22 protein-coding genes are annotated in these 21169 nt (G+C 67.9%); 17 read left to right on the forward strand and 5 right to left on the reverse strand.

The window, feature by feature from the left end; translation table 11 throughout:
* Positions 1-21 precede the first annotated feature (21 nt).
* Positions 22-1548, forward strand: a complete 1527-nt coding sequence (locus tag FDA38_RS24035; RefSeq protein ID WP_137256323.1) for a serine/threonine-protein kinase — start codon at positions 22-24, stop codon at positions 1546-1548.
* Positions 1549-1674: 126 nt separating this feature from the next.
* On the opposite strand, the gene FDA38_RS24040 is transcribed toward FDA38_RS24035, so the two are convergent.
* Positions 1675-2817 (reverse strand): MFS transporter, encoded by a 1143-nt coding sequence (locus tag FDA38_RS24040; RefSeq protein WP_137256752.1) that lies wholly within the window; start codon positions 2815-2817, stop codon positions 1675-1677.
* Positions 2818-2883: 66 nt separating this feature from the next.
* Here FDA38_RS24040 and FDA38_RS24045 point away from each other — a divergent pair, with 66 nt between their 5' ends.
* Positions 2884-3618, forward strand: coding sequence for an ArsR/SmtB family transcription factor (locus tag FDA38_RS24045; RefSeq protein WP_137256324.1), 735 nt, complete (start codon positions 2884-2886; stop codon positions 3616-3618).
* Here the strand turns inward: FDA38_RS24045 and FDA38_RS24050 are convergent.
* Together FDA38_RS24050 and FDA38_RS24055 are read right to left on the reverse strand one after the other, a co-directional pair.
* Positions 3615-4331, reverse strand: coding sequence for a hypothetical protein (locus tag FDA38_RS24050; protein ID WP_137256325.1), 717 nt, complete (start codon positions 4329-4331; stop codon positions 3615-3617). The genes FDA38_RS24045 and FDA38_RS24050 overlap by 4 nt on opposite strands.
* A 91-nt stretch (positions 4332-4422) precedes the next feature.
* Complete coding sequence (locus FDA38_RS24055; RefSeq protein ID WP_137256326.1) at positions 4423-5136, reverse strand: hypothetical protein; 714 nt, start codon at positions 5134-5136, stop codon at positions 4423-4425.
* A 298-nt stretch (positions 5137-5434) separates the two neighbouring features.
* On the opposite strand from FDA38_RS24055, the gene FDA38_RS24060 reads away from it, so the two are divergent.
* From FDA38_RS24060 to FDA38_RS24075, 4 genes are read left to right on the forward strand one after another with little or no spacing between them, the layout of a single operon-like run.
* A complete protein-coding gene (locus tag FDA38_RS24060; RefSeq protein ID WP_137256327.1) occupies positions 5435-6712 on the forward strand; it encodes an ABC transporter substrate-binding protein in 1278 nt (425 codons plus the stop codon).
* Entirely contained in the window at positions 6709-7587 is an 879-nt protein-coding gene (locus FDA38_RS24065) for a carbohydrate ABC transporter permease (RefSeq protein WP_137256328.1), read from the forward strand. The genes FDA38_RS24060 and FDA38_RS24065 overlap by 4 nt, the downstream gene beginning before the upstream one ends.
* Positions 7584-8405, forward strand: coding sequence for a carbohydrate ABC transporter permease (locus FDA38_RS24070; protein ID WP_137256329.1), 822 nt, complete (start codon positions 7584-7586; stop codon positions 8403-8405). The genes FDA38_RS24065 and FDA38_RS24070 overlap by 4 nt, the downstream gene beginning before the upstream one ends.
* Positions 8406-8432: 27 nt before the next feature.
* Complete coding sequence (locus FDA38_RS24075) at positions 8433-9206, forward strand: hypothetical protein (RefSeq protein WP_137256330.1); 774 nt, start codon at positions 8433-8435, stop codon at positions 9204-9206.
* Here the strand turns inward: FDA38_RS24075 and FDA38_RS24080 are convergent, their stop codons facing one another.
* A complete protein-coding gene (locus tag FDA38_RS24080) occupies positions 9207-10613 on the reverse strand; it encodes a glycoside hydrolase family 43 protein (RefSeq protein ID WP_137256331.1) in 1407 nt (468 codons plus the stop codon).
* A gap of 116 nt (positions 10614-10729) precedes the next feature.
* Positions 10730-10999, reverse strand: coding sequence for a hypothetical protein (locus tag FDA38_RS24085; RefSeq protein WP_137256332.1), 270 nt, complete (start codon positions 10997-10999; stop codon positions 10730-10732).
* A 142-nt stretch (positions 11000-11141) separates the two neighbouring features.
* Here FDA38_RS24085 and FDA38_RS24090 point away from each other — a divergent pair, with 142 nt between their 5' ends.
* The 11 genes from FDA38_RS24090 to FDA38_RS24140 all read left to right on the forward strand — a co-directional run bounded on the left by FDA38_RS24090 (position 11142) and on the right by FDA38_RS24140 (position 21146).
* The gene (locus FDA38_RS24090) at positions 11142-11363 is read left to right on the forward strand and encodes a hypothetical protein (protein ID WP_137256333.1); all 222 of its coding nucleotides are present in this window, start codon (positions 11142-11144) and stop codon (positions 11361-11363) included.
* Positions 11364-11670: 307 nt separating this feature from the next.
* Positions 11671-11904, forward strand: a complete 234-nt coding sequence (locus tag FDA38_RS24095; protein WP_137256334.1) for a hypothetical protein — start codon at positions 11671-11673, stop codon at positions 11902-11904.
* A 136-nt stretch (positions 11905-12040) separates the two neighbouring features.
* Positions 12041-13399 (forward strand): FGGY-family carbohydrate kinase, encoded by a 1359-nt coding sequence (locus tag FDA38_RS24100; RefSeq protein WP_137256335.1) that lies wholly within the window; start codon positions 12041-12043, stop codon positions 13397-13399.
* A complete protein-coding gene (locus FDA38_RS24105) occupies positions 13396-14025 on the forward strand; it encodes a histidine phosphatase family protein (protein ID WP_137256336.1) in 630 nt (209 codons plus the stop codon). The genes FDA38_RS24100 and FDA38_RS24105 overlap by 4 nt, the downstream gene beginning before the upstream one ends.
* Entirely contained in the window at positions 14022-14822 is an 801-nt protein-coding gene (locus tag FDA38_RS24110) for a DeoR/GlpR family DNA-binding transcription regulator (protein ID WP_137256337.1), read from the forward strand. Before FDA38_RS24105 ends, FDA38_RS24110 begins: the two co-directional genes overlap by 4 nt.
* 10 nt (positions 14823-14832) lie before the next feature.
* A complete protein-coding gene (locus FDA38_RS24115; protein ID WP_137256338.1) occupies positions 14833-16293 on the forward strand; it encodes an FGGY family carbohydrate kinase in 1461 nt (486 codons plus the stop codon).
* Positions 16290-17303 (forward strand): 2-hydroxyacid dehydrogenase, encoded by a 1014-nt coding sequence (locus FDA38_RS24120; protein ID WP_137256339.1) that lies wholly within the window; start codon positions 16290-16292, stop codon positions 17301-17303. The genes FDA38_RS24115 and FDA38_RS24120 overlap by 4 nt, the downstream gene beginning before the upstream one ends.
* Positions 17304-17324: 21 nt before the next feature.
* Positions 17325-17756, forward strand: a complete 432-nt coding sequence (locus FDA38_RS24125) for a MarR family winged helix-turn-helix transcriptional regulator (RefSeq protein ID WP_137256340.1) — start codon at positions 17325-17327, stop codon at positions 17754-17756.
* Positions 17753-19144, forward strand: coding sequence for an MFS transporter (locus FDA38_RS24130; protein ID WP_137256341.1), 1392 nt, complete (start codon positions 17753-17755; stop codon positions 19142-19144). The genes FDA38_RS24125 and FDA38_RS24130 overlap by 4 nt, the downstream gene beginning before the upstream one ends.
* A complete protein-coding gene (locus FDA38_RS24135; RefSeq protein WP_137256342.1) occupies positions 19141-19809 on the forward strand; it encodes a glycerophosphodiester phosphodiesterase in 669 nt (222 codons plus the stop codon). The genes FDA38_RS24130 and FDA38_RS24135 overlap by 4 nt, the downstream gene beginning before the upstream one ends.
* A gap of 140 nt (positions 19810-19949) precedes the next feature.
* A complete protein-coding gene (locus FDA38_RS24140; RefSeq protein ID WP_137256343.1) occupies positions 19950-21146 on the forward strand; it encodes a Gfo/Idh/MocA family protein in 1197 nt (398 codons plus the stop codon).
* Positions 21147-21169: the final 23 nt, after the last annotated feature.

The raw sequence follows: 21169 nt of genomic DNA on the forward strand, positions 1-21169 counted from the left end.
CAGTACTCCATAATGCCCTGTATGGGGGTCCCAACCAGACTCGGGCGTTACGTCGTGCGCCGACGCCTGGGCTCAGGCGGTTTCGCTACGGTATGGCTTGCTCACGATGAGCAACTGGATGCCGAAGTCGCGATCAAGGTGCTCGCGGACAACTGGGGCCATGACGACTCGGTCCGGCACCGGTTCCTCGAGGAGGGCCGGTTCCTGCGCCGGGTCGAGTCCGAGCACGTCGTCCAGGTGCACGACGTCGGCGAGCTGGAGGACGGCCGCCCTTTCCTGGTGCTGACGTACGCCGATCGCGGCACGCTGGCCGATCGGTTGAAGAAGAACCCCCTGCCGCTGGCCGAGGCCGTCGACGTGGTGGTCCAGGTCGGTCGCGGCCTGCAGGCCCTGCACCGGCGCGGTCTGCTGCACCGGGACGTGAAACCGGCGAACGTCCTGTTCCGCAGTACGGACGACGGCGAGCGGGCGGTCCTGTCCGACCTCGGCCTGGGCAAGTCGCTCGACGAGGTGTCGAGGATCACGATGCCCGGCGGCACCCCGTCGTACGTCGCTCCCGAGCAGGCGCTGGGTGAGCGGCTGGACCAGCGTGCCGACCAGTACTCGCTGGGCGCGGTCGCGTACGCCGCTCTCACCGGCCGATCGCCGCACCAGGTCGACGGGCTGGGCGCGGCCAGCCGGGTCGAGGTGGCGCCGCCGCCGAGCTCGCTCGGGTTCGAGCTGCCGGAGCAGGTCGACGCCGCGATCGTCCGCGCGCTGGACCCGGACCGGGAGAAGCGCTGGCCGGACGTGCAGTCGTTCACGCGGGAGCTTGTGGGCGGGCTGGACGAGACCACGCACGACTTCCCGCTGTCGATCCGCGAAGTGATTGCCGTCGACACGGATCACCTGGGTGCGAAGACCGCGTTGAGCGACGAGAACCAGCCGACGATCGTGAAGCTCGCCGAGCCGTCGGAACCGGCGGACACGGAGACGGTCGCGGTCGACGCTCCCGCCGTACCAGAAGAGGCCACGGAGCCTGCCCCGACGCCCAAGCGGAAACGGAAGCGCGGCCGCTGGGTCGTCGCCGCACTACTCGCGCTGGTGGTCGGCGGCGGCGCCGGGTACGCCGGCCAGTGGTACCTGTCCAGTCGCAAGGCGATCGTGGTCTCGCAGGGACAGTTCCAGGTGACGCTGCCCCGGGCCTGGGCGAAGTCGATCGCCCAGACGAACTGGCTGGCGCCGGGCAGCAAGGCCGGGTCGCCCGCTTTCCGGGTCAGCCGGGACGCCGACTGGTCGCCGAACACGCCGGGCGTGTTCATCGGCCTGGCGGGCTCGAAGCTCGCCCTGCCCGACAACAAGGCGCTCGGGTGCAAGCCGGGCCCGACCTACCCGGGCACGTTCAATGACCGGCCGACCACGGACCGGATTTCCAGTGGATGCGCCGGGGCCGATATGGTCCTGTTCGAACGGGTCGTCGATCGCGGGGACGGCGGCTCGATGCTCGTCCAGGTGATCACGCCAGATGCCGCCCGTGCTGCCGAGATCGCCGATTCGGTGAAGTACTAGCGCTGAGGAAGTCCCCATGCGTTTTCCGACCGAACGGCTGCGGCCGTCGCCGGCGCTGATGCAGTCTGCTCGTCGTAGGTTCTACCGGCTGCGCTCCACGATCTTCCGCACCATCTGGCCGGCCGACTAGTCGACCGTCAGCCAAGTGATGCCGAGCGCAACTACCCACAGGACGCCGCCTACCCAGGCAAGGGTGTGCAGACCTGCGGTGAAGCTCGCGGAGTGGCTGAGCACCGCGCTGTAGCCGGCTACGCCCGCTGCGCCGACCGCTTGCCGCGCAGTGTTGTTGACGCCGCTGGCCAGACCGGCGCGGTCCGGCGGTAGTGCTGCGATGGCCGCGTGCACTACCGCGGCGGTCAGCAGACCCATGCCTATGCCCAGGCCGATCTCTACGGGAATGACTGCGCCGTAACGGCTGTCCGAGCGGACAGCCAGCAGGCAGAACGAGCCGATAGCCCCGAGAGCAAGGCCGAACGACATCGGCAGCCTGGAGCCGTACCGAGCTGTGATGCGACCTGAGACCGGACCGAGGACGGCCAGTGGCAGCAGAACCGGCAGCAGTTCCAAGCCGGCACGGAGCGCGGATTGGTCCAGATGCTCTTGTAAATAAAGGGTCAGAGCGAGCAGCGTGCCTAGACCAACCAGATTCATCAGACCGGAGACCACGTTGGCTCCGACGAACGCAGCACCGATGTGCAGCCGGACGTGTGTCTGGCGGTGAGCAATCCGGCGTCGTGGCACCATCCGCCAAGCCATTGGCAGCACCAACGCGATGATCGGCAAGTTGATCAGGAACACCGCACGCCAGCCGAATGCATTGACCAGTACGCCGCCGAGGACCGGTCCGGCGACCAACGCCAGAGCACCCGCACCGGCCCAGATCCCAACGGCACGGGCCCTTGCGGCGCTGTCGACGTACTGATCGGTGATGACGGCCAGCGTGCTCGGCAAGAGCAGCGCAGCGCCGACGCCCTGGAGTGCGCGTGCTGCGACCACGAGCTCTATGTTCGGCGCTATGCCGCACACCAAGGACGCGCAGCCGAAAACCGTGAGTCCGGCGAGCACAGTACGGCGGTGGCCGATGCGATCGCCCAGTGCGCCGCAGACGAGCAGGAGCCCAGCCAGCGCGATCATGTAGCCGCTCACGACCCACTGCTGCCCGGCCGCGCCGGTATCAAGGCCGGTCCGGATCGTCGGCAGCGCCACGTTGACCACGGTCACGTCGAGCTGGACCAGGAAGATTCCGATACACAGCAACGCGAGAAGCATGCGTTCCACGTTCGCACCGAAACACTTCGGGTTGCGTCGAAGTATGACGGTGTGAGCATGGATTACATGAGTGGAGACGCCGATGTGGCTCGCGCCGCCGGCCTGATGGCCGAGCCCGCGCGGGCGAAAGTCCTGATGGCACTGGCGGACGGCCGCGCTCTGCCGGCCTCCCTGCTCGCTTCAGAAGCCGGTGTCTCACCACAGACCGTCAGCGGCCACCTGCGCAAACTGCTGGACGGCGGCCTGGTCGCAGTGGAGCGCTCCGGGCGACACCGGTACTACAAACTGTCCGGACCAGAGGTGGCCGCGGCCGTAGAAGCCCTGGCCCGGATAGCCAAACCCCAACCCATCAAGTCACTCCGCCAGAGCACCCGCGCCGCAGCGCTCCGCGAAGCCCGCACCTGCTACGACCACCTCGCCGGTCGCCTCGGCGTCGCTCTGCTGGACGGTCTGGTACGCCGGGAGGCCCTGACCCGCACCGACGGCGGCGTCGGCGCAGACCGCCGTACGGACGACCCGTTGGCCGCACAACTCCCGGACGGCCCGTATGCACTAGGCCCTCACGCTGTCGAACTGTTCGGCGGGTTGGGTGTCGACCTGGACCACCAGCCGTCCCGGCGCCAACTCCTGAGGTTCTGCGTCGACTGGAGCGAACAACGCCACCACCTGTCGGGCCAGCTGGGCGCGTCCGTAGTAGACAGCCTCCTCAACAACAACTGGCTCCGCCGCCGCCCGAACCAACGAGCCGTCGACCTCACCACCACCGGCCACAAGTCACTCGCCGGACTGCTCGAGGGCTAGGACGGGCCGATCGGAGTGTCGTCGCGCGTGGCCGAGTTCGCCGCGTGGTCGAGGATGTCCTCCATCGCGTCCCGGTCCTGAGGGAGTCCGGTGACGGCGATCTCGAACGTGCACAGGCCTTCGTGGTTGGCCACCCACCGGATGATCACGTAGCGAAGAGAGTTCTCCGGCACGTACGTGTAGACCAGCGTCGCTTCTTGGGTGTCCGGATCCACGGTCTGGGACTTGATCGACAGCATCTGGGCGGCCGGCACCGTCGCGAGATCCGTCAGCCTCTGCGCCATCGACTCGGCGGGTGGCCGGCGGATGGTGAACCCGGCCTCGATCCGGATCCAGCGCTTGCTGGTCGGATCGGTGTAGCGGCCGATCTTCGGCGGATCCGGCTGCGTGAAACCCCAGTTCCGCGGCACCTTGAGGCGGACGTCGGACCGGACGACGTTGGTCGCGGTGAACTCACGGATCCGGTACTCCAGCTGGTCCTTGTCCAGAGCCTTGGTGTCGTCCGGGACGATCTGCTTCGGCGGCGGGGCCGGTGTGGACGGCGTACCGGACGGATCCGGGGTACCCGCCATCGGAAGCGGGGCCGCGGTACCGGCCAGGCTGGGCTCGTCGGTGAGGAACAGGCCGACGCCGTACCCGCCGGCGCCACCGACCCCGGCCAGCGTGAGCAGGCCGGCGCCGAGCAGCGCGCGCCGCGACATCGTGCTCTTCACGCCCCCACCTTCCCCAGATCCCTACTCAAAAGAAGACACCTGAGTACAGTCTCAGGTTGCATGCCCCGAGGTAACAATTCCGTGAAAGCCCTCAGCCGACCTCGTGCACCGACGTCGAGGCGTGCTGTAGAACCTCGTCCAGGGCCGCGGCGTCCTGGGGGATGCCGGTGATACTCATCTCGACGTTGGTCAGCTGGCCGTCGATCGCGATCCAGCGCACGATCACGTAGCGGAGCGTCTGGCCCGGGATAAAGGTGTAGATCAGCGTCGCCACCGGGCGGGAATCGCCGTTCTCGCCGGTGATCGTGGCGTTGGTCTGACTGACGATCCGTACGTCGTTCTCCGGGGCCTGGCTCTTCTTCAGGTCGACGATGAGCTGGGCCATCGCGGCCGCGGGGGTCGTGTCGACCGGCTCGACCGCCTCGATCCGAACGCCCCGCTCCCTCTGGTCGTTCAGGTACTTCACCTCTTGGGGCCGCTTCGGGTCCCTGGTGATCTTCCAGCCCTGCGGCGTGTCGACCGAGAGCTGTACCGAGGGCTCGTCCTGTGGTGTGACGGTGAAGGTATGGCCGATGTACTGGAGGCCTGGTTCGAGCGGGTCGAGGTTGCTGGGGATCGGGGTCTTCACCGGGAGAGACGGCTCGGTCGGGGTCGGTGACGGGGACTCCGACACGGTGCCCAACGGGCCGGCGGTGCCGGAGGCGGTCGGTTCCGGGGTGTCGACGCGGTCGCCGGTGTAGTAGCCACCGCCGACGCCGAGCGCCAGGGCCAGCAGGAGCAGGCCGGCCAGGAGAACTCGTCTCACGCTTGCACCGGTCCACGGGGAGAGCGCGTGGGCGTGGCGGGACCGCCGGGCAGCAGCACGAGGTACGGCGTACCGGCCGGACGTGGGGAGGCGGTCACGGGCACGGCGCCATCTTCTCAGGAGAGGCGGGCACGAGCCCAAAACCCCGGCGGAGACCTTTTCACACCGGTCCTACTGAATCCTTTCAACGAGGACTTGACACCCTTCCAGGCCATACGTAGCGTCCCGGTGACGAAAGTAACACGATCCTGCGGTTACTTCACAGACTTCGCCGATATGTCGGCGCACAGGAGGACCCATGGCACTCGATCAGTCCGTCAGTCGACGGCGGCTCCTCCAGTTGATGGGCGGCGCCGCGGCGGTCGGGACGCTCGCAGCGTGCGGGGGCGGCAGCGGCTCGTCGTCGTCCGGCGGCACGCTCAAGGTGATCGGCGTCGGCGACCAGGAGGCCGGCCTGCGGAAGGTGCTCGACGCGTACAAGTCGTCACACTCCGGCTTCGACTTCAACCTGTCGTTCGCGCCGGCCGACCAGGTGCAGACCGCGCTCCGCACCCAGCTCGGCGGCGGCAACGCACCCGACGTACACGTCGTGTATCCCGGCAACGGCAGCGCGATGTCGATGGCCCAGCTGGCCAAGGCCGGACTGCTCGCCGACCTCAGCAGCCAGTCCTGGACGCAGAAGATCCCGGACGGCTTCAAGGGCGCGTTCCAGAGCGACGGCAAGACGTACATCTACTCGCCCGGATCCAGCATGCTCGGCGCGATCTACAACAAGAAGGCGTTCGCGACCGCCGGTGTCGAGCCGCCGACCACCTGGTCGGAGCTGCTGTCGGTCTGCGAGAAGCTCAAGGCGAAGGGCATCGTCCCGATCGCACTCGGCGCGCAGACCCCGTGGATCACCCAGCTGATCCCGTACGCGCTGGTGCCGGGCACGGTGTATGCCAAGACCCCCGACTTCGACGACAAGATGCTCGCCGGCCAGGCCTCGTTCGCGGACTCCGGCTGGGTCGACGCGATGAACAAGTACCTCGAGTTGCAGAAGAAGGGCTTCTTCAACGACAACCCGAACGGTACGACGTACGAGCAGGCCACCTCGATGGTTGCCACCGGCAAGGCCGCGATGGCGGTCCAGGTCTCCGCCGTACTGTCGGCGTTCCGGGCTGCCTCGCAGACGCCGGACGACCTGTCGATGTTCCCGTTCCCGGCGACGGATGTTGCCGCTGACAACTGGATTCCGGCCGGCGTGGTGGTCGGGATCGCGGTCAGCGCGAAGAGCAAGAAGTCCGACCAGGCCAAGTCCTTCCTCGACTACTGCGGCCAGCAGGAGAACCTGAACACCTGGGCCGAGGCCGTCTCCTGCGTCCCGCTGTACGGCGACGCGAAGGTCGACCCGGCGCTGACCCTGTTCCTGCCCGCGCTGAAGGCGAACAAGGCCGTCCCGTTCATGGACCAGCGCTGGCCGAACGCCGAGGTCCAACCCACCCACTTCGCCGTCGTCCAGGAGCTGCTCGGCGGCAAGACAACCGTCGACGCCGCCCTGAAGAAGATGGACGAGGCCTACCGGAAAAAGGCATGAGAGTACGTATTGCCCCGCCGTGGTGGTTCGCGGTCCCGGCGATCCTCGTGTACGCCGTGGTCGTCTTGTACCCGAGCATCGCGGGGGCGGGATCGGCGTTCACGGACTGGTCCGGGATCGGGAACGCCAAGACGTTCGTCGGGATCGACAACTTCAAACAGCTCGCGCATGACAGCCAGGCGCTCGGCGCGTTGCGGAACACGTTGCTGCTGACGGTCGCGATTGTCGTCGTGCAGAACGCGATCGGCTTGCTGCTGGCGCTCGGCGTACACACCAACATCAAGAGCCGGATGGCGTTGCGGCTGGTGTTCTTCGCGCCGGTCGTGGTGAGTCCGGTGATGGTGTCGTTCCTGTGGAAGTTCGTGTACAACCCGGCTCCGGACGCCGGACTGAACGCTGCGCTCGGAGCGGTCGGGCTCGGTGGATTGCGGCAGGACTGGCTGGGGAATCCGTCGCTGGCGTTGTGGTCGGTCGCGTTCACGGTAATCTGGCAGTGCGCGGGGTACTCGATGGTGATCTTCCTGGCCGGGCTCGAAGGCGTGCCGGCCGAGCTGCACGAGTCCGCGATGGTCGACGGCGCCGGTACGATCGCCCGCTTCCGCCACATCACCTGGCCGCTGCTGGCGCCGGCCGTGACTATCAACGTGATGCTGTCGACGGTGGGCGGGTTGACGTTGTTCACGCAGATCATCGCGATGACGAACGGCGGCCCGGGGTACGCGACGGACACGTTGTCGACGGTGTTGTACAAGCAGGCGTTCGTGTTCGGGAAGTTCGGCTACAGCACCGCGGTCGCACTGGTGCTGGCGATCTTCGTCGCGGCCGTGTCGTTCCTGCAGATCGGGTACCTGAGGTCGAGGGAGACGGCGGCATGAAGTATCGCCCGCGCACGTTCCTGCTGGAGCTGGTGATGATCGCGGTCGCGATCGGGTTCCTGTTCCCGGTGTACGTGCTGGTCACGCTCGCGTTCAAGGATCCCCAGCAGATCGCGAACCGGCCGTTGTCGTTGCCGGACCCACCGAGTGTCGGGAGCTTCGGTGAGGCCTGGCGGTCGGCGGGGCTCAGCTCGGCCTTGCTGAACAGCTCGCTGATCACCGTCGTCAGCGTGCTGCTGCTGATCGCGTTGGGCTCGCTGGCGGCGTACTTCCTGGCCCGTACGGCGACGCGCCTGAGCTACAGCCTCTACATTCTGTTCCTGGTCGGCATCATCCTGCCGTTCCAGCTGGGGATGATCCCGCTGTACCAACTCGTCGACAACCTGGGTCTGCTCGGGACGTACCAGGGCATGATCCTTTTCTACACAGGGATCCAGCTGCCGTTCACGGTCTTCCTGTACACGGGTTTCATCCGGTCGCTCCCGGCGGACTACACGAACGCCGCGCTGATCGACGGCGCATCACATCTCCAGGCGTTCGCGCACGTGATCTTCCCGCTGCTCCGGCCGATCACCGGGACGGTTCTGATCCTGAACGCCGTACAGATCTGGAACGACTTCTTCACCCCGTTGCTCTACCTCGGCGGCTCCGGCCACGAGACCGTGCCGGTGCGGGTGTTCGCCTTCGTCAACCAGTACACGTCGAACTACGGCCTGGTCGCCGCCGGCCTGATCCTCGCCGCCCTCCCGATCCTGCTGCTTTTCCTCTTCCTGCAACGCTATGTCATACGCGGTTTCGCCTCCGGCCTGAAAGGATGACCGCTCCAGAGGACAAAGGGGAGTGGAATGCTGCGAAGGTTGTGGGCTGGAATACTGGCTGTCACGTCGTTGACCGGCGGGATGGCTGTCCTGGGGAGTACTGCGGCTGAGGCACAGCCGGCTGCGGTGTCGGACACGTTGCTGCCGGGTCAGAAGCTGATGGCCCTGCAGTCGATCAAGTCGAAGAGCGGTGTCTTCACGCTGACCATGCAGCGCAGCGGGGTCGTCACGCTGCTGCAGCGTGGCGACAAGCAGCCGCTGTGGCAGACCGAGACCTACCGGCCGGGAGCGGTTCTGGTGATGGGCCAGGACGGGATGCTGCGCATCATCTGGGGCCGGACCCAGCTGCTGGCGATCGGAGCGGCCAGCGCCGGTGCCAAGCTGGTGCTGCCGAACACCGGGCTGCTGGCGACGTACAACACCCGCGGCAAGGCCGTGTGGAACCGGCACATGGTGATCGGCACGCTGACCCCCGGCGTCATCCTCAACGCGCCGAGCGTCGGCCCCGGGCGGGAAGTGATCCTGTACTCGGTTTCGCACGCGTACACGGTTCAGATGCTGGACAGCGGCAGTCTGGTGCTACTGAAGAACGGCAAGACCGTGCTGTGGACCACCGGCAAGAGCGGTCTGCCGAAGGGGTGGGCCGTCATGCGAGCGGACGGCACTTTGTCCACCTACAACGTGTCCAACGACGAGACCTGGCAGTACGACACCCGGCGGCCGGGCACCGTCGCCCAGGTCCGCGACGACGGCAGCTTCCTGCTGATCAACGGAAAGACCGTCGTCAAGAAGTTCCACTGATCAGTAGACCTCGATGCGGTCGAGGCTGATGACCGCGCTGGTTGAGGCCGGGTTCTTGTCGCCGGTGACTCGCACCTTCAGGGTGTGGGCACCGGCGGCGAGCGTCGGGGTGATGTACATCAGCTGCTCGCCGACGCGGATCGAGCTGTAGTAGTCGATGCGTTGCTCGGGACCGCCGTCGACGGAGATCGCGGCGATCCCGTTGCCGGTGTCGGCCACGCTGAGGAGCGCGGCCCGGGTGCCGGTGAAGTGGATGGTGGCGGTCGCGTTGGTCTCGCCGCTCCAGTGGTCGTTGCCCCAGAAGCATTGGTTGCCGCAGCCGGATCCCGAGCTCCAGTTCCCGGCGTACTCGACCGTGCTGTCGGTGTCGTTGATCCAGTAGTTCGACGAGCCGGGGTCACCCGATGGCAGGTTCTGTGTGGCGCCTGCGGCAAGCGGTCGGCCGAGGCTGGGCGTGCCGTCGGCGTTCCAGGTGATCTTCTGGACGCGGGTCGTGCGGAACGAATACGTGTAGGTGCTGGTGTTCTTGCCGTGGTACGCGATCCAGTCCTCGGTCCCGTCCGGCGACTTGAAGAACGAATGGTGCCCGGGACCCCAGACGCCGGTCTCGTCGTTGCGGGAGAAGATCGGGCCGGCGTGCTGCACCCAGTTGGACGCGACCATCGGGTCGGCGCCGTTCGCGATGCTCTTCATCCACAGCTGGTAGTCCGGCTTGCCGGTGTCACAGGTCGAGTAGGTCAGGAACGTGCGCGTCGCGCCGTAGAGCGGTGTCGGCCCTTCTCGAACCTCCGAGCAGCCGCCGTCCGCGGGGATCGCGACCCGGTCACCGGTAGACGTCCACGGGTTGCTCATCCGGACGATGTACAGCTGCGCCGGTCCGCCCTGACCGCGGCCGGGGCCGGTCCAGACGAAGTACTGCTGGCCGTTGACCGTGATCGGTTCGCCGTCGATCGCGTACTCGCCGAAGTCGGCGATCTTCGCCTTGAACGCGTACGGGCCGAGCGGGTCGTCGCCGGCCGACTCGAGGACGTACATCCGGTGGTTGGCGTCCACACCGTCCGAGGCCGTGTAGTAGATGTACCAACGGCCGCCGACGTGACGGAACGCCGGTGCCCACATCTGCGTGTTGCGGGTCGTGTCCGAGTCCCGCCACACCACCTGCTCCGGTCGGACGAGCAGCGTGGCGAGACTGGGGGACGACCAGATCCCGATCCGGTCGCCGCGGGTGGTCGCGACGTAGTACTTGCCGTTGTAGAACATCAGCGACGGATCCGCGGACGGGTTCACCGGGTTCCGGAAGGTCTGCGAGGACACCACATTCCTCTCGACGGCGGGAGCGTTGGCCCCGACCGAGCCGGTCAGGAGTACGGCGAGCAGGACGCTGAGGACGGGGCGGACGAACCTCATGACGAACACCTTCCGGGCTGTGGCGGACCATCTCCCTGGATGAACAGTCGTACGACGGATTTACCATCGTTGTAAACCCTTCAAACAAGGATCAAATGGTCCGCCACCGCGCCGGACTACCTTCCGCGGTTCTTCTTCGCGGCCTTCTCGGCCGCCTTCTGGACAGCCTTGTCGTACGCCTTCTCGGCGTTCTTCAGGTTCCGCTTGGCGCCGCGGTCGGCAGCATTGCCGGAACGGATCGTCTGGTGGATCTGGCTCGTCCCGCGCATCGCCTGCCGCATCTGGCGGCCGTTCTCCGCCGTGTCCTCAAGCCGCTGGTAGGCGTTGTCGACCGCCTTCGCAGCGTTCCGCACTGCTCTCGGCTGCTTCTTCTCTCCCCAGGCCATCGCTGACTCCCTCGTCGTTGGTCGTGCTGACGGTGGTTGCGACGAGACGTCAAAACGCCGGGTTCCGGGTTCAGGACCCTTTCGACCTGCGTCGAAAGGGTCCGGCAGGAACCTCTTGCCGGGATCCGGCGTCTCACCGCACATGAAGCTCAAGGTGCGGGTCGTGCACTACCGGCACGACTGCTGGTACGCCGACATCGACGACGCCGATGATCGCCAGCCGGACGATCCCTACTGGTACGCCGACGGCTGCCACACCCAGGCCGAAGCGATCGCCCTCGCCTGCTCCCAGCTCGCCGCCCTCGACCAGGCAGTTGCCGCCGGCACCCTCCCGGCCCGGATCAGCGAGGCCGTCGCCGCCTGATCCCCTCACGCTGTGTATCCACAGAAACACCTGTGGATAACGGTGTCTAGCTGTGGATATGTGGACGGTTGCTGTGGACAACCTGGGGGCCGGCTGTGGAGGAGGCAACTGATGCCGGTGAGGATGCACGTGCAGTCCGGCCAGTGAGAGAGCGGTTGCCGGGGTCGGGTTCTGGTGGTGAGATAGGTGGCCGTGTGCCGGATGAAACTTTACGAAGATTTATCCGTGACATTCGGCGCGCCAGCTCGTTGATCTGTCAGGCAGTTCGCGAATCAGCGGATCGCTGGGGAATCCGGAGGGACCGCTCGTGCACAAGTTCAACGCTCCACCCGACTGGCCTGAGCCGCCGAGTGACAGCTGGCGTCCGCCGATGGGCTGGGAGCCCGACCCGGCCTGGCCCGACGCCCCGGCCGGCTGGGGGTTCTGGACCAACCGCAGTGGCCGCCGCAGCAGCGGCCCGATCGGCGCGTACGGCGCCGTCGACGCCGGCCGCGTCGAGCTGGCGACAGTCGACCCGGCTCTGGTGCTGATGCACTCCTGATCGTCAACTCCGGCTCCCGCATCCCGACCGGCTGCGGGGGCCGTGTTGTGTCCGCGTTCGGCCACCAGGCTGGCGCGTTCTTATCGCCTTCTGGTGTTATGTTATCAATCTAGATAACACTCACCTGGGAGGCTTCGTGGGCTGGATCGGTCTCGATCTCGGCACGCAAAGTGTGCGCGCCGTGCTGGCCGATGCCAAGGGCCACGTGCTCGCGGGTGCGACCCGTCCGCTCACCAGCCATCGGGACGGCGTCCGCCACGAGCAGGATCCGCAGTCCTGGCTCAGCGCCGTCGACGCAGTCCTGGCCGAGGTCGGGACGGCCGATGTCGACGGCATCGCGATCTGCTCGACCTCCGGCACCTTCCTCCTCACCGACCGCGCCGGCCGACCCGTCACCCCAGCACTGATGTACGACGACGCGCGCGCGGCCGCCCGTCGCGATCACATCGTGGACGCCGACCCGGACCGCTGGGCCACGAGCATGCAACCCACCTGGGCTCTGCCGAAGATCCTCGAGCTCGTCGCGGACGGTCACGATCTCGCCGACCGCCGGGTCGTCCACAGCGCCGATTTCGTCGCGGCCCACCTCGTCGGTCATCCGGTCGCCACCGACACCAGCCACGCCCTCAAGACCGGCTACGACCTCCTCGCCGAGACCTGGCCGGCCGAGGCCTTCGACAAGCTCGGCCTCCCGCTGTCCGCGTTCCCCGCGGTTGTCCGACCTGGCGTCGAGCTCGGCCGCACTCCCGCCGGCGTCCCCGTCCACGCCGGTATGACCGACGGCTGCGCGGCCCAGATCGCCGCTGGTGCTCTCAGCCCAGGCGCGTGGAACTCGGTCCTCGGTACGACGCTCGTCCTCAAAGGCGTCAGCGACGACCTGCTCGTCGACCCCACCGGCGCGGTCTACAGCCATCGTCATCCCGACGGCGGCTGGCTCCCCGGCGGCGCGTCCAGCACGGGTGCCGGCGTACTCACCGAGCTTCTTCCCGCCGCCGACCTCGACGCTCTCGACCGCGCCGCGCGCGCTCAAGGACCGATCGACGCGGTCACGTATCCGCTGACCAAGACCGGCGAGCGGTTCCCCTTCGTCGCGCAGCAGGCCGAGCGCTTCACGCTGGGCAGTACCCCCGACGACCTGCACACGTACGCCGCCGTACTGCAAGGGGTCGCGTTTATCGAGCGGCTCGCGTTCGAGCATCTCGAGACGCTCGGCGCGGACCCGGTGCGGTCGGTCTCGCTGACCGGTGGCGCCACGCGGAGCGGCTACTGGAACCAGCTCCGGGCCGACGTGCTCGGCGTACCGGTCGAGCTTCCGGCCGTACCGGACCCGGCGTACGGCATGGCTGTCCTCGCTGCGTCAGGTGGGACCGACCTCATCGGCACCGCGCGACGCATGGTCCGTGTGGATCGCGTCCTCGAACCAGGCGACCAACGACTTGACGACTTGTACGGCGGATTTGTCGCGGAGCTCGACCGTCGGGGGTATCGCGGATGAGAACGACGATCGTCCTGGCCCGCCACGGCCGCACCGAATGGCATCACGGCAACCGGTACACCGGTTCGACGGACCTCCCGATCGACGAGGTCGGCGTACAGCAGGCACAGCAGTTGAAGGACTGGGCGCTGGACTACGCGCCGGACGCGCTGTGGTGTTCGCCCATGCTGCGAGCTCGGCAAACGATCGGACCGATCGCCGAGACCCTGGACCTGGAGCCGACCGTGGATGCGCGGCTGCGCGAGGTCGACTTCGGGTCGGCCGAGGGGAAGATGTTCAGCGAACTGCCGCCGGCGGTGGCGAAGGCGTTCGTGCTGGACCCGGTGCTCGACCACTTCCCGGGCGGTGAGCATCCGGCCGATGCTGCTGATCGGGTGCACGAGGTCTTCGCCGAGATCGCCGAGCGGCACGAGGGGCAGCGGGTCCTTGTCGTCGCGCACAACACGCTCATCCGGCTGCTCGTCTGCAGGGCGCTCGGACTGCGACTGAACGACTACCGCAGACTGCTACCTGCGCTCGGTCCCGCGGCGCTGGTGCGTTTCCGGTGGCAGGACGGCACAGTGGGTCTCGAGGCGTACAACGTTCCACCTGTGATCGAGCCTGCGCGAATGGAGACCCGGGAATGACATCGGACATCGATGGCGACACCACCGAACTGAGCCGGCCGGCACGCCGGCAGGCCGAGATCGCGGCGTACGTCGTGAAGCACGGCTCGGTCTCGGCCAACGATCTGGTCGAGGCGTTCGGGGTGAGCGTGATGACGGTGCACCGCGACCTGGACGAACTCGAGCGGCAGGGTGTGGTCCGCAAGTACCGCGGTGGCGTGAGCGCGCAGCCGACCAGCGTGTTCGAGAGCAACGTCGCGTACCGGCTGAACACCGCGCACGCGGAGAAGGCCGCGATCGCCCGGCACGCGCGGGCGATGATCGAGCCGGGGATGTCGGTGATGCTCGACGACTCGACCAGCGCGCTGGCCCTGATCGACCTGATCGAGGACATCACACCGTTGACCGTGGCAACGAACTTCCTGCCCGCGATCACCCGGCTGTCCCAGCTCCGCGACATCACGCTGCTCGCACTCGGCGGGATCTACTCCGCGACCCACGACTCGTTCGGCGGGATGCCGTGCGCCGAGGCCGTCGAGGCGCTGCACACCGATCTGCTGTTCTGCTCCGTCTCCGCGGTGTCGCCGACGCACGCGTTCCACCAGGAGGAGGAGATCGTCCTGGTGAAGCGGGCGATGTTGCGCTCGGCAAGGACCAAGGTGCTGCTGGTCGACCACGCCAAGCTGCAGCGCACCGCCCTGCATCGGCTCGCGCCGCTGACCGACTTCGACGTCGTGATCGTCGACGAGAAGACCCCGCAGGACCTGATCGAACCGCTGCGCGACCACGGCGCCACCGTGGAGGTAGCCAAACTCTAGGAGGGGGCTCATGGACGTCGGAGTAGACGTCGGCACCACCGTGACCAAGGCGGTCGCCTTCGACGCCGACGGCCGCCCGCTGGCAGAGGCATCCCGGCCGACCCGGTTGCTGCACCGCAGTCCTGGCCGGTTTGAGCACGAGGCGCTCGAAATAGTTGCCTCGGTCAACGAGGTTGTGCAGGAGCTGGCCGGCGCGGTCGGAAGCCGGCCGGGGGTGTTGGCGATCACCGCGCAGGGCGACGGCCTCTGGCTGGTCGACGATGCGGGTACGCCGGTCCGCCCGGCGATCTCGTGGCTGGACGCGCGGTCGAGCCCGATCCTCGATGAGTGGACCGGTAGTGGTGTGGCCGAGCGGGTGTTCCGGCGGTCGGGCAATCGGATGTTCCCCGGTGCGTCGGGGCCGCTGCTGGCCGCAGTACTGGCGGAAGAACCTGGGGTGATCGAGCGGGCGGGTACGGCGGCGTACTGCAAGGACGTGGTGATGCAGGCGCTGACCGGCGTACGGGCGACGGATGTGTCGGATGCGTCGGCGCCGTTCCTTGATCCCAGGACCGGGGAGTACGACGATGAGGCGCTGGCGGCCACGGGGTTGTCGGGGTTGCGTCGGCTGCTGGCGCCGGTTGCCGGTGCGGGGCCGGTTGGCGAGTTGCGGGACGACTCGACCGGGATGGCTCGCGGGACCAGGGTGTCTGCCGGGCCGTACGACCTTCCGGCCGCGGCGGCGGGCGCTGGTGTGACCGAGCCTGGCGACGCGCTCCTGACTGTCGGTACAACGTTGGCGTGCCAGGTCGTCACCCGTGAACTGCCCGTCGACGGCGAGCCCGCCGGCCTGTTCCTCGGTACCTGGACTCCAGGTGTCTGGCTGCGCGCGATGCCCGCCATGGTGGGCACAGCGGCCCTCGACCGTGTCCTCGCACTCGTCGGGGTCGGTACTGCTCAGCTGCCGGGCCTTCTCGCCGAGAGCTCGCCCGGTGCGGCCGGCGTGACTGTCCTGCCTTATCTGTCGGAGGCCGGTGAGCGCGCGCCGTTCGTCGACACCCGCGCCCGCGGCACGATCGACGGCATCTCGCTGTCTACGACGACGGCCGACCTCGTTCGCGCGACCTGCGAAGGGATCGCGTACGCCGCTCGCCACTGCCTCGAGGCCGCCGGGTGGACCGGTCGCGTGACGGTCTGCGGCGGTGGCGCCCGGAGCAGCGAGTGGACCCAGATCCTCGCCGACGTACTGAACGCGCCGCTGCACACCGCCGAGGCCGAACAGGTCGCCGCGCGCGGTGCAGTGATCTGCGCGCGACGGGCCGTCGACCCGGACAGCGCCGGAGCGGACTGGATCGCCGAGACCCGCCAGGTCGACCCGGATCCGGCGCGCGCCACGTTCTACGCCGAGGGATACGCCCACTACCTGCGCCGGATCGAGGCGGCCCGCCCGCGCTGGTCCGACCCAGCACCCACGTTCACAGGAGATCGATGAGAACCGTCAAGACGCTGCTCGCCGGCGACCACTTCGTACGCAACGAGCTGCTCGCGGCGTCGCTCAGCACGATCCCTGACGTCGTGTTCGAGTTCAGCGAGATCACGCTGCCGTGGCCGCTGACGCCGTACGGGCGGGTCGCCGAGGTGGACGAGGCCAGCGATGTCGAGGACCAGCTGATCGAGGTGCTGGCCGGGGTCGAACTCGCGGTCACGCAGATGGGACCGTTCACGGAGCGGGTACTCGATGCCGCGCCCGACCTGCGGTACCTGGTCGTCTGTCGTGGCGGGCCTGTGAACGTGAACGTTGCCGCGGCGGCTGAACGGGGGATCGCGGTCGCATCCACGCCAGGACGCAACGCGGTGGCGGCCGCGGAGCATGCGGTCGCGTTGATGATGGGTGCCCTGCGCAACCTTCCGCGACTGCAGCGGACGCTGGAGCAGGGGGAGTGGCGCTCCGACCTCTACGCGTACGACGAGTGCGGCGGCGAGCTGGACGGATCCACCGTCGGGCTGGTCGGTTATGGCGCGATCGGGCAACGGGTCGCGCGGGTGATGCTTGCCTTCGGCGCTCATGTCCTGGTCGCCGATCCGTACGTCGATGACCCCCCGGAAGGCATCGAGCTGGTGGAGCTCGACGAGCTGCTGCGGCGGTCCGACGTGGTGAGTCTGCACGCGCGGCTGACTGATCAGACCCGCGGAATGATCGGTGCGGAGCAGCTCGCGTCGATGCCGCGAGGCGCCGTACTGGTGAACACCGCGCGTGGCGGGCTGCTCGACTACGACGCAACGGTGGATGCGCTGGAGTCGGGGCAGCTCGGGGCGGCGGCATTCGACGTGTTCCCAGCCGAGCCGCTGCCAGCGGGTTCGCGGCTGCTGACGGCGCCGAACATCGTCATGACGCCACACCTGGCCGGCGCAACCCGGCAGACCGCTCACCGCGCCGGCTCGATCGCAGCCGAGGCGGTGGCAGCGTTCCTGTCCGGAAAGGATCCTGTGGGGTTAGTGTAGATCATCAGCTATGCTGATGGTATGAGTTCTTCGGATGTTGCCGCGCACGAGATCCGCACCAGCCTGTTCCGGCTGGTCCGCCGACTGCGTCAGGAGCGGCCCGAGGGTGAGCTCAGCTATTCGCAGTTCAACGTGCTGGGCTGGTTGGAGCGCGAAGGTTCGATGACGAACGCGGACCTGGCCGCCGCCGAGCGCGTCACCCCGCAGACCATGATGCGCGCCACCACAGACTTGGTAGCGAGCGGATTCATCAGCCGTGCTGATAATCCCGCCGATCGCCGTCAGGTCCTTCTGGAGATCACGCCGGCCGGCGCCACGCTGGTTCGCGAGGACCGCCGCCGGCGGGACACCTTCCTCGCGAAGGCAATGGACACCACCCTCACGCCCACCGAACGAGAACTCCTCCACCTGGCCGCTCGCCTGATGGACCAACTCTCGGAGGTCGTCGAGTGACGAAGGTCGCCGAGGAACAGGAGGTCGTCCAGGCGGGAGGGCTGCCGGCGCGGTACGCCGCCTCCGTCGGGCTGGGCACGTTGTTGCAGCCGTTGAACTCCTCGATGATCGCCGTCGCGCTGGTCGCGATCGGCGCGGACTTCCACGCGGGGACCGAGACACAGTGGCTGGTCTCGGGGCTGTACCTCGCGACAGCGGTCTCGGCGCCGACCGCCGGGCGACTGGCTGATCTGATCGGTGCCCGGCGAGTCTTTCTTGCCGGGCTCGCGCTCGTGGCGGTCGTGTCGGCGTTGGCTCCGTTGTCGCCGAGCCTCGGCTGGCTGATCGCCGCGCGGGTCCTGCTCGGGATCGGGACCGGCGCGCAGTTCCCCTCGGGCGTCGCGATGATCCGGCGGATCGCCGACCGTCGTAAGGCCTCTGCAGTGGGTGCGCTCGGGCTGTTGTCCGTCTTCGCGCAGACCTCAGCGGCGTTGGGCCCGAGCGTCGGCGGTCTGCTCGTCGGCACGTTCGACTGGCAGGCGATCTTCCTCGTCAATCTCCCGGTCGCCGCCGTCGCGGGCATCGCCGTACTCCGGCTCGTCCCCAAGGACCCGCCCCGACCAGCGGATGACGACCGCAAGCTCTGGCGGGAGATCGACCTCGGCGGGCTGGCGCTCTTCACGCTGGCGATGACCGCGCTCATGCTGGTCCTGCTCTCGCTGTCGACCAACCCGAACTGGTGGTTGCTCGGCGCAGCGATCCCGCTGGCTGTGCTGTTCATCCTCTGGGAACGGCGCTCCACGACGCCGTTCGTCGACGTACGCCTGCTTGCCCGCAGTGCGCCGCTGTCCCTCGGCTACCTCCGCACGATGCTGACGTACGTCGCCTTCTACGCGATCTTCTACGGACTGCCCGGCTGGCTCGAGCAAGCCCGTGGCCTCGATCCGACGAAGGTCGGTCTGGTGGTCCTCCCGATCGCGACACTTGGTGCGATCACCGTCGCGATCGCCACGAAGCTCGCCCGCCGCCACGGAGACCGGTTGCTGCTGATGATCGGTTCGGCCGGGCTGCTGGTCGGGGGCGCCGCGCTGGCCTTCGGAGTTCACAGCGGTACGCCGATCGTCGTACTCGTGGTGATCAGCGCGGTCCTCGGCGTACCGAACGGCTTCAACGGACTCGGCAACCAGTTGGCCGTCTACCGGGCTGCGCCACCTGAGGTCGCGGGCGCGGCGGCGGGGCTGTTCCGTACGTCGCAGTACGTCGGGGCGAACCTCGCCGCCGCCGCGATCGCCATCGTCTTCGCCGGCCCCGCGACCGATGCCGGCCTGCACCGGCTCGGGCTGCTCGTCGGCGGGATCGCCGCGGTACTGCTGCTGGATGTGGTCTTCGCGAGAAAGGGCGCGCTGTGATCATCACCGGGCATCGTGGTGCGTTGGGGACCGAGCCGGAGAACACGCTGCGATCGTTCCGCCGCGCGGTCGCCGACGGCTGCGACGAGATCGAGCTCGACCTGCGGGTGAGCGCCGACGGCGAGCTCGTCATCATGCACGATGCCACCGTCGACCGGACCACCTCCGGATCGGGCGAGGTCGCGTCGCTGACCCTCGCCGAGCTCCGGACGCTGGACGCGGGCCTCGACGAGCAGATCCCGACGTGGTCCGAGGTGATCGAGGCCGTCGATGTGCGTATCCAGGCGGAGGTCAAGTCCGAGGCCGCCGTACCGCTCCTCGCTCAATCCCTCAAGTCGAACCCGTCCCTCGCCGCCCGGACCCTGGTCACGTCCTTCCACCCAGAAATCCTCCTGGCCGTCCGCGACTCCTACCCCGACGCCACCACCGGCCACATCTTCGGCCGTACGCCGGACATCGCTGAAGTCATCACCCGGACCCGCGAGGCCCGAGCCACCTGGTCCCTCTGCGGCATCACCGGCCTGACCCCTGCCGGCGTCGCCGAGCTACACGCCGCCGGCCTCTCGGTCACCGCCTGGCCCGTCCCCGACCCAGCCACCCTCGCCCAAGCCACCGCCCTAGGCGTAGACGGCGTCACCACCGACAACCCCCACCTCCTGCTCTGAGGGTTCCAACGTGCTTGGGTTCACACGTTCCAACGTCGCCCACCCACCCCCGACGCCGGAGGCGGCGTGCTGACTCTCACACGTTCCAACGTCTGAATTTGTTCTTCCATAGAACATAAATGTGTGATTGCCTGTCTCGCATGGGAATCAGCATCGGCGTGGTTGGCGCCGGACAGTTTGCTCCTTCGTTCCTGCGGTTGTGGTCCGCGCACCCGGATGTGTCCGAGGTGCGGCTGACCGACGTGATCCCGGAGCGGACCGCGGAGATGGCCGCCGAACAGGGCATCGCAGTCACGCACGCGTCGTTCGAGGAGATGCTCGAGTCGGACCTGGACGCGGTCGCGATCTTCACCCAGCGCTGGCTGCACGGGGAGATGGCGATCAAGGCGCTCGAGGCCGGCAAGCACGTGTACTCGACGGTCCCGATGGCGATCGAGGCGGACCAGATCGCGCGCATCATCGAGCTGGTCAAGGAGACCGGCCTGACATACATGATGGGTGAGACCAGCTTCTACTACCCGTCGTCGGTGTACTGCCGGCAGAAGCTCGCCGAGGGTGCGTTCGGGCGGGTGTTCTACTCCGAGGGCGACTACGTCCACGACATGGACCTCGGCTTCTACGCGGCGTACCAGTACTCCGGCGGCGACGACTGGAAGAAGACCGCGTCGTTCCCGCCGCTGCTCTACCCGACGCATGCCGTCGGCAACGTTCTCTCGGTGACCGGTCAGCACGCCACGCACGTGTCCGCGATCGGCGTCAAGGACGACCGCGGTGACGGCGTCTTCGACAAGGACGTCAGCCAGTTCAACAACGACTTCTCGAACGCGACCGCCCTCTTCAAGCTGGCCGACGGCGGCATCATGCGGACCAACGAGATGCGCCGCGTCGGGTACCCGTCGCACATCCGCGAGTCGCGGCTGCGCGTGTTCGGCACCGAGGGCAGCTTCGAGCAGCTCGCCACCACGACCCTGTGGCAGAACAAAGAAGGCGTCGAGGACGTCTCCCACCTGATGGAGACCAAGCCGAGCAGCAACCTCGACGACGCCGACCTGGCGAACGTCGACCCCGCGCTGCGCGACGCGTTCCGCTCCGGCCTCTCCCCGGTCCACGACCGCAGCCGCCTGCCGAAGGAGTTCGACGGCATGCACAACGGCCACGAGGGCTCCCACCACTTCCTCGCCGACGACTTCGTCCGCGCGGTAGCCGACAAGACCCTCCCACCCATCAACGCCTGGGTCTCGGCCCGCTACACCCTCCCCGGCATCATCGCCCACCAATCCGCCCTCCAAGGCGGCGCACAACTAGAAATCCCCGACCACGGCGACGCCCCGGTCTGACGGGCAAGGTGATGTGAACTGGA

The organism is Kribbella jiaozuonensis (assembly GCF_005233875.1).
Taxonomy (GTDB): domain Bacteria; phylum Actinomycetota; class Actinomycetes; order Propionibacteriales; family Kribbellaceae; genus Kribbella; species Kribbella jiaozuonensis.

Coding starts and splice junctions, on each gene's coding strand:
- FDA38_RS24035 (WP_137256323.1), top strand. CDS start 22: ATGGGGGTCCCAACCAGACTCGGGCGTTACGTCGTGCGCCGACGCCTG.
- FDA38_RS24040 (WP_137256752.1), bottom strand. CDS start 2,817: ATGCTTCTCGCGTTGCTGTGTATCGGAATCTTCCTGGTCCAGCTCGAC.
- FDA38_RS24045 (WP_137256324.1), top strand. CDS start 2,884: ATGAGTGGAGACGCCGATGTGGCTCGCGCCGCCGGCCTGATGGCCGAG.
- FDA38_RS24060 (WP_137256327.1), top strand. CDS start 5,435: ATGGCACTCGATCAGTCCGTCAGTCGACGGCGGCTCCTCCAGTTGATG.
- FDA38_RS24065 (WP_137256328.1), top strand. CDS start 6,709: ATGAGAGTACGTATTGCCCCGCCGTGGTGGTTCGCGGTCCCGGCGATC.
- FDA38_RS24070 (WP_137256329.1), top strand. CDS start 7,584: ATGAAGTATCGCCCGCGCACGTTCCTGCTGGAGCTGGTGATGATCGCG.
- FDA38_RS24075 (WP_137256330.1), top strand. CDS start 8,433: ATGCTGCGAAGGTTGTGGGCTGGAATACTGGCTGTCACGTCGTTGACC.
- FDA38_RS24080 (WP_137256331.1), bottom strand. CDS start 10,613: ATGAGGTTCGTCCGCCCCGTCCTCAGCGTCCTGCTCGCCGTACTCCTG.
- FDA38_RS24085 (WP_137256332.1), bottom strand. CDS start 10,999: ATGGCCTGGGGAGAGAAGAAGCAGCCGAGAGCAGTGCGGAACGCTGCG.
- FDA38_RS24090 (WP_137256333.1), top strand. CDS start 11,142: ATGAAGCTCAAGGTGCGGGTCGTGCACTACCGGCACGACTGCTGGTAC.
- FDA38_RS24105 (WP_137256336.1), top strand. CDS start 13,396: ATGAGAACGACGATCGTCCTGGCCCGCCACGGCCGCACCGAATGGCAT.
- FDA38_RS24110 (WP_137256337.1), top strand. CDS start 14,022: ATGACATCGGACATCGATGGCGACACCACCGAACTGAGCCGGCCGGCA.
- FDA38_RS24115 (WP_137256338.1), top strand. CDS start 14,833: ATGGACGTCGGAGTAGACGTCGGCACCACCGTGACCAAGGCGGTCGCC.
- FDA38_RS24120 (WP_137256339.1), top strand. CDS start 16,290: ATGAGAACCGTCAAGACGCTGCTCGCCGGCGACCACTTCGTACGCAAC.
- FDA38_RS24125 (WP_137256340.1), top strand. CDS start 17,325: ATGAGTTCTTCGGATGTTGCCGCGCACGAGATCCGCACCAGCCTGTTC.
- FDA38_RS24140 (WP_137256343.1), top strand. CDS start 19,950: ATGGGAATCAGCATCGGCGTGGTTGGCGCCGGACAGTTTGCTCCTTCG.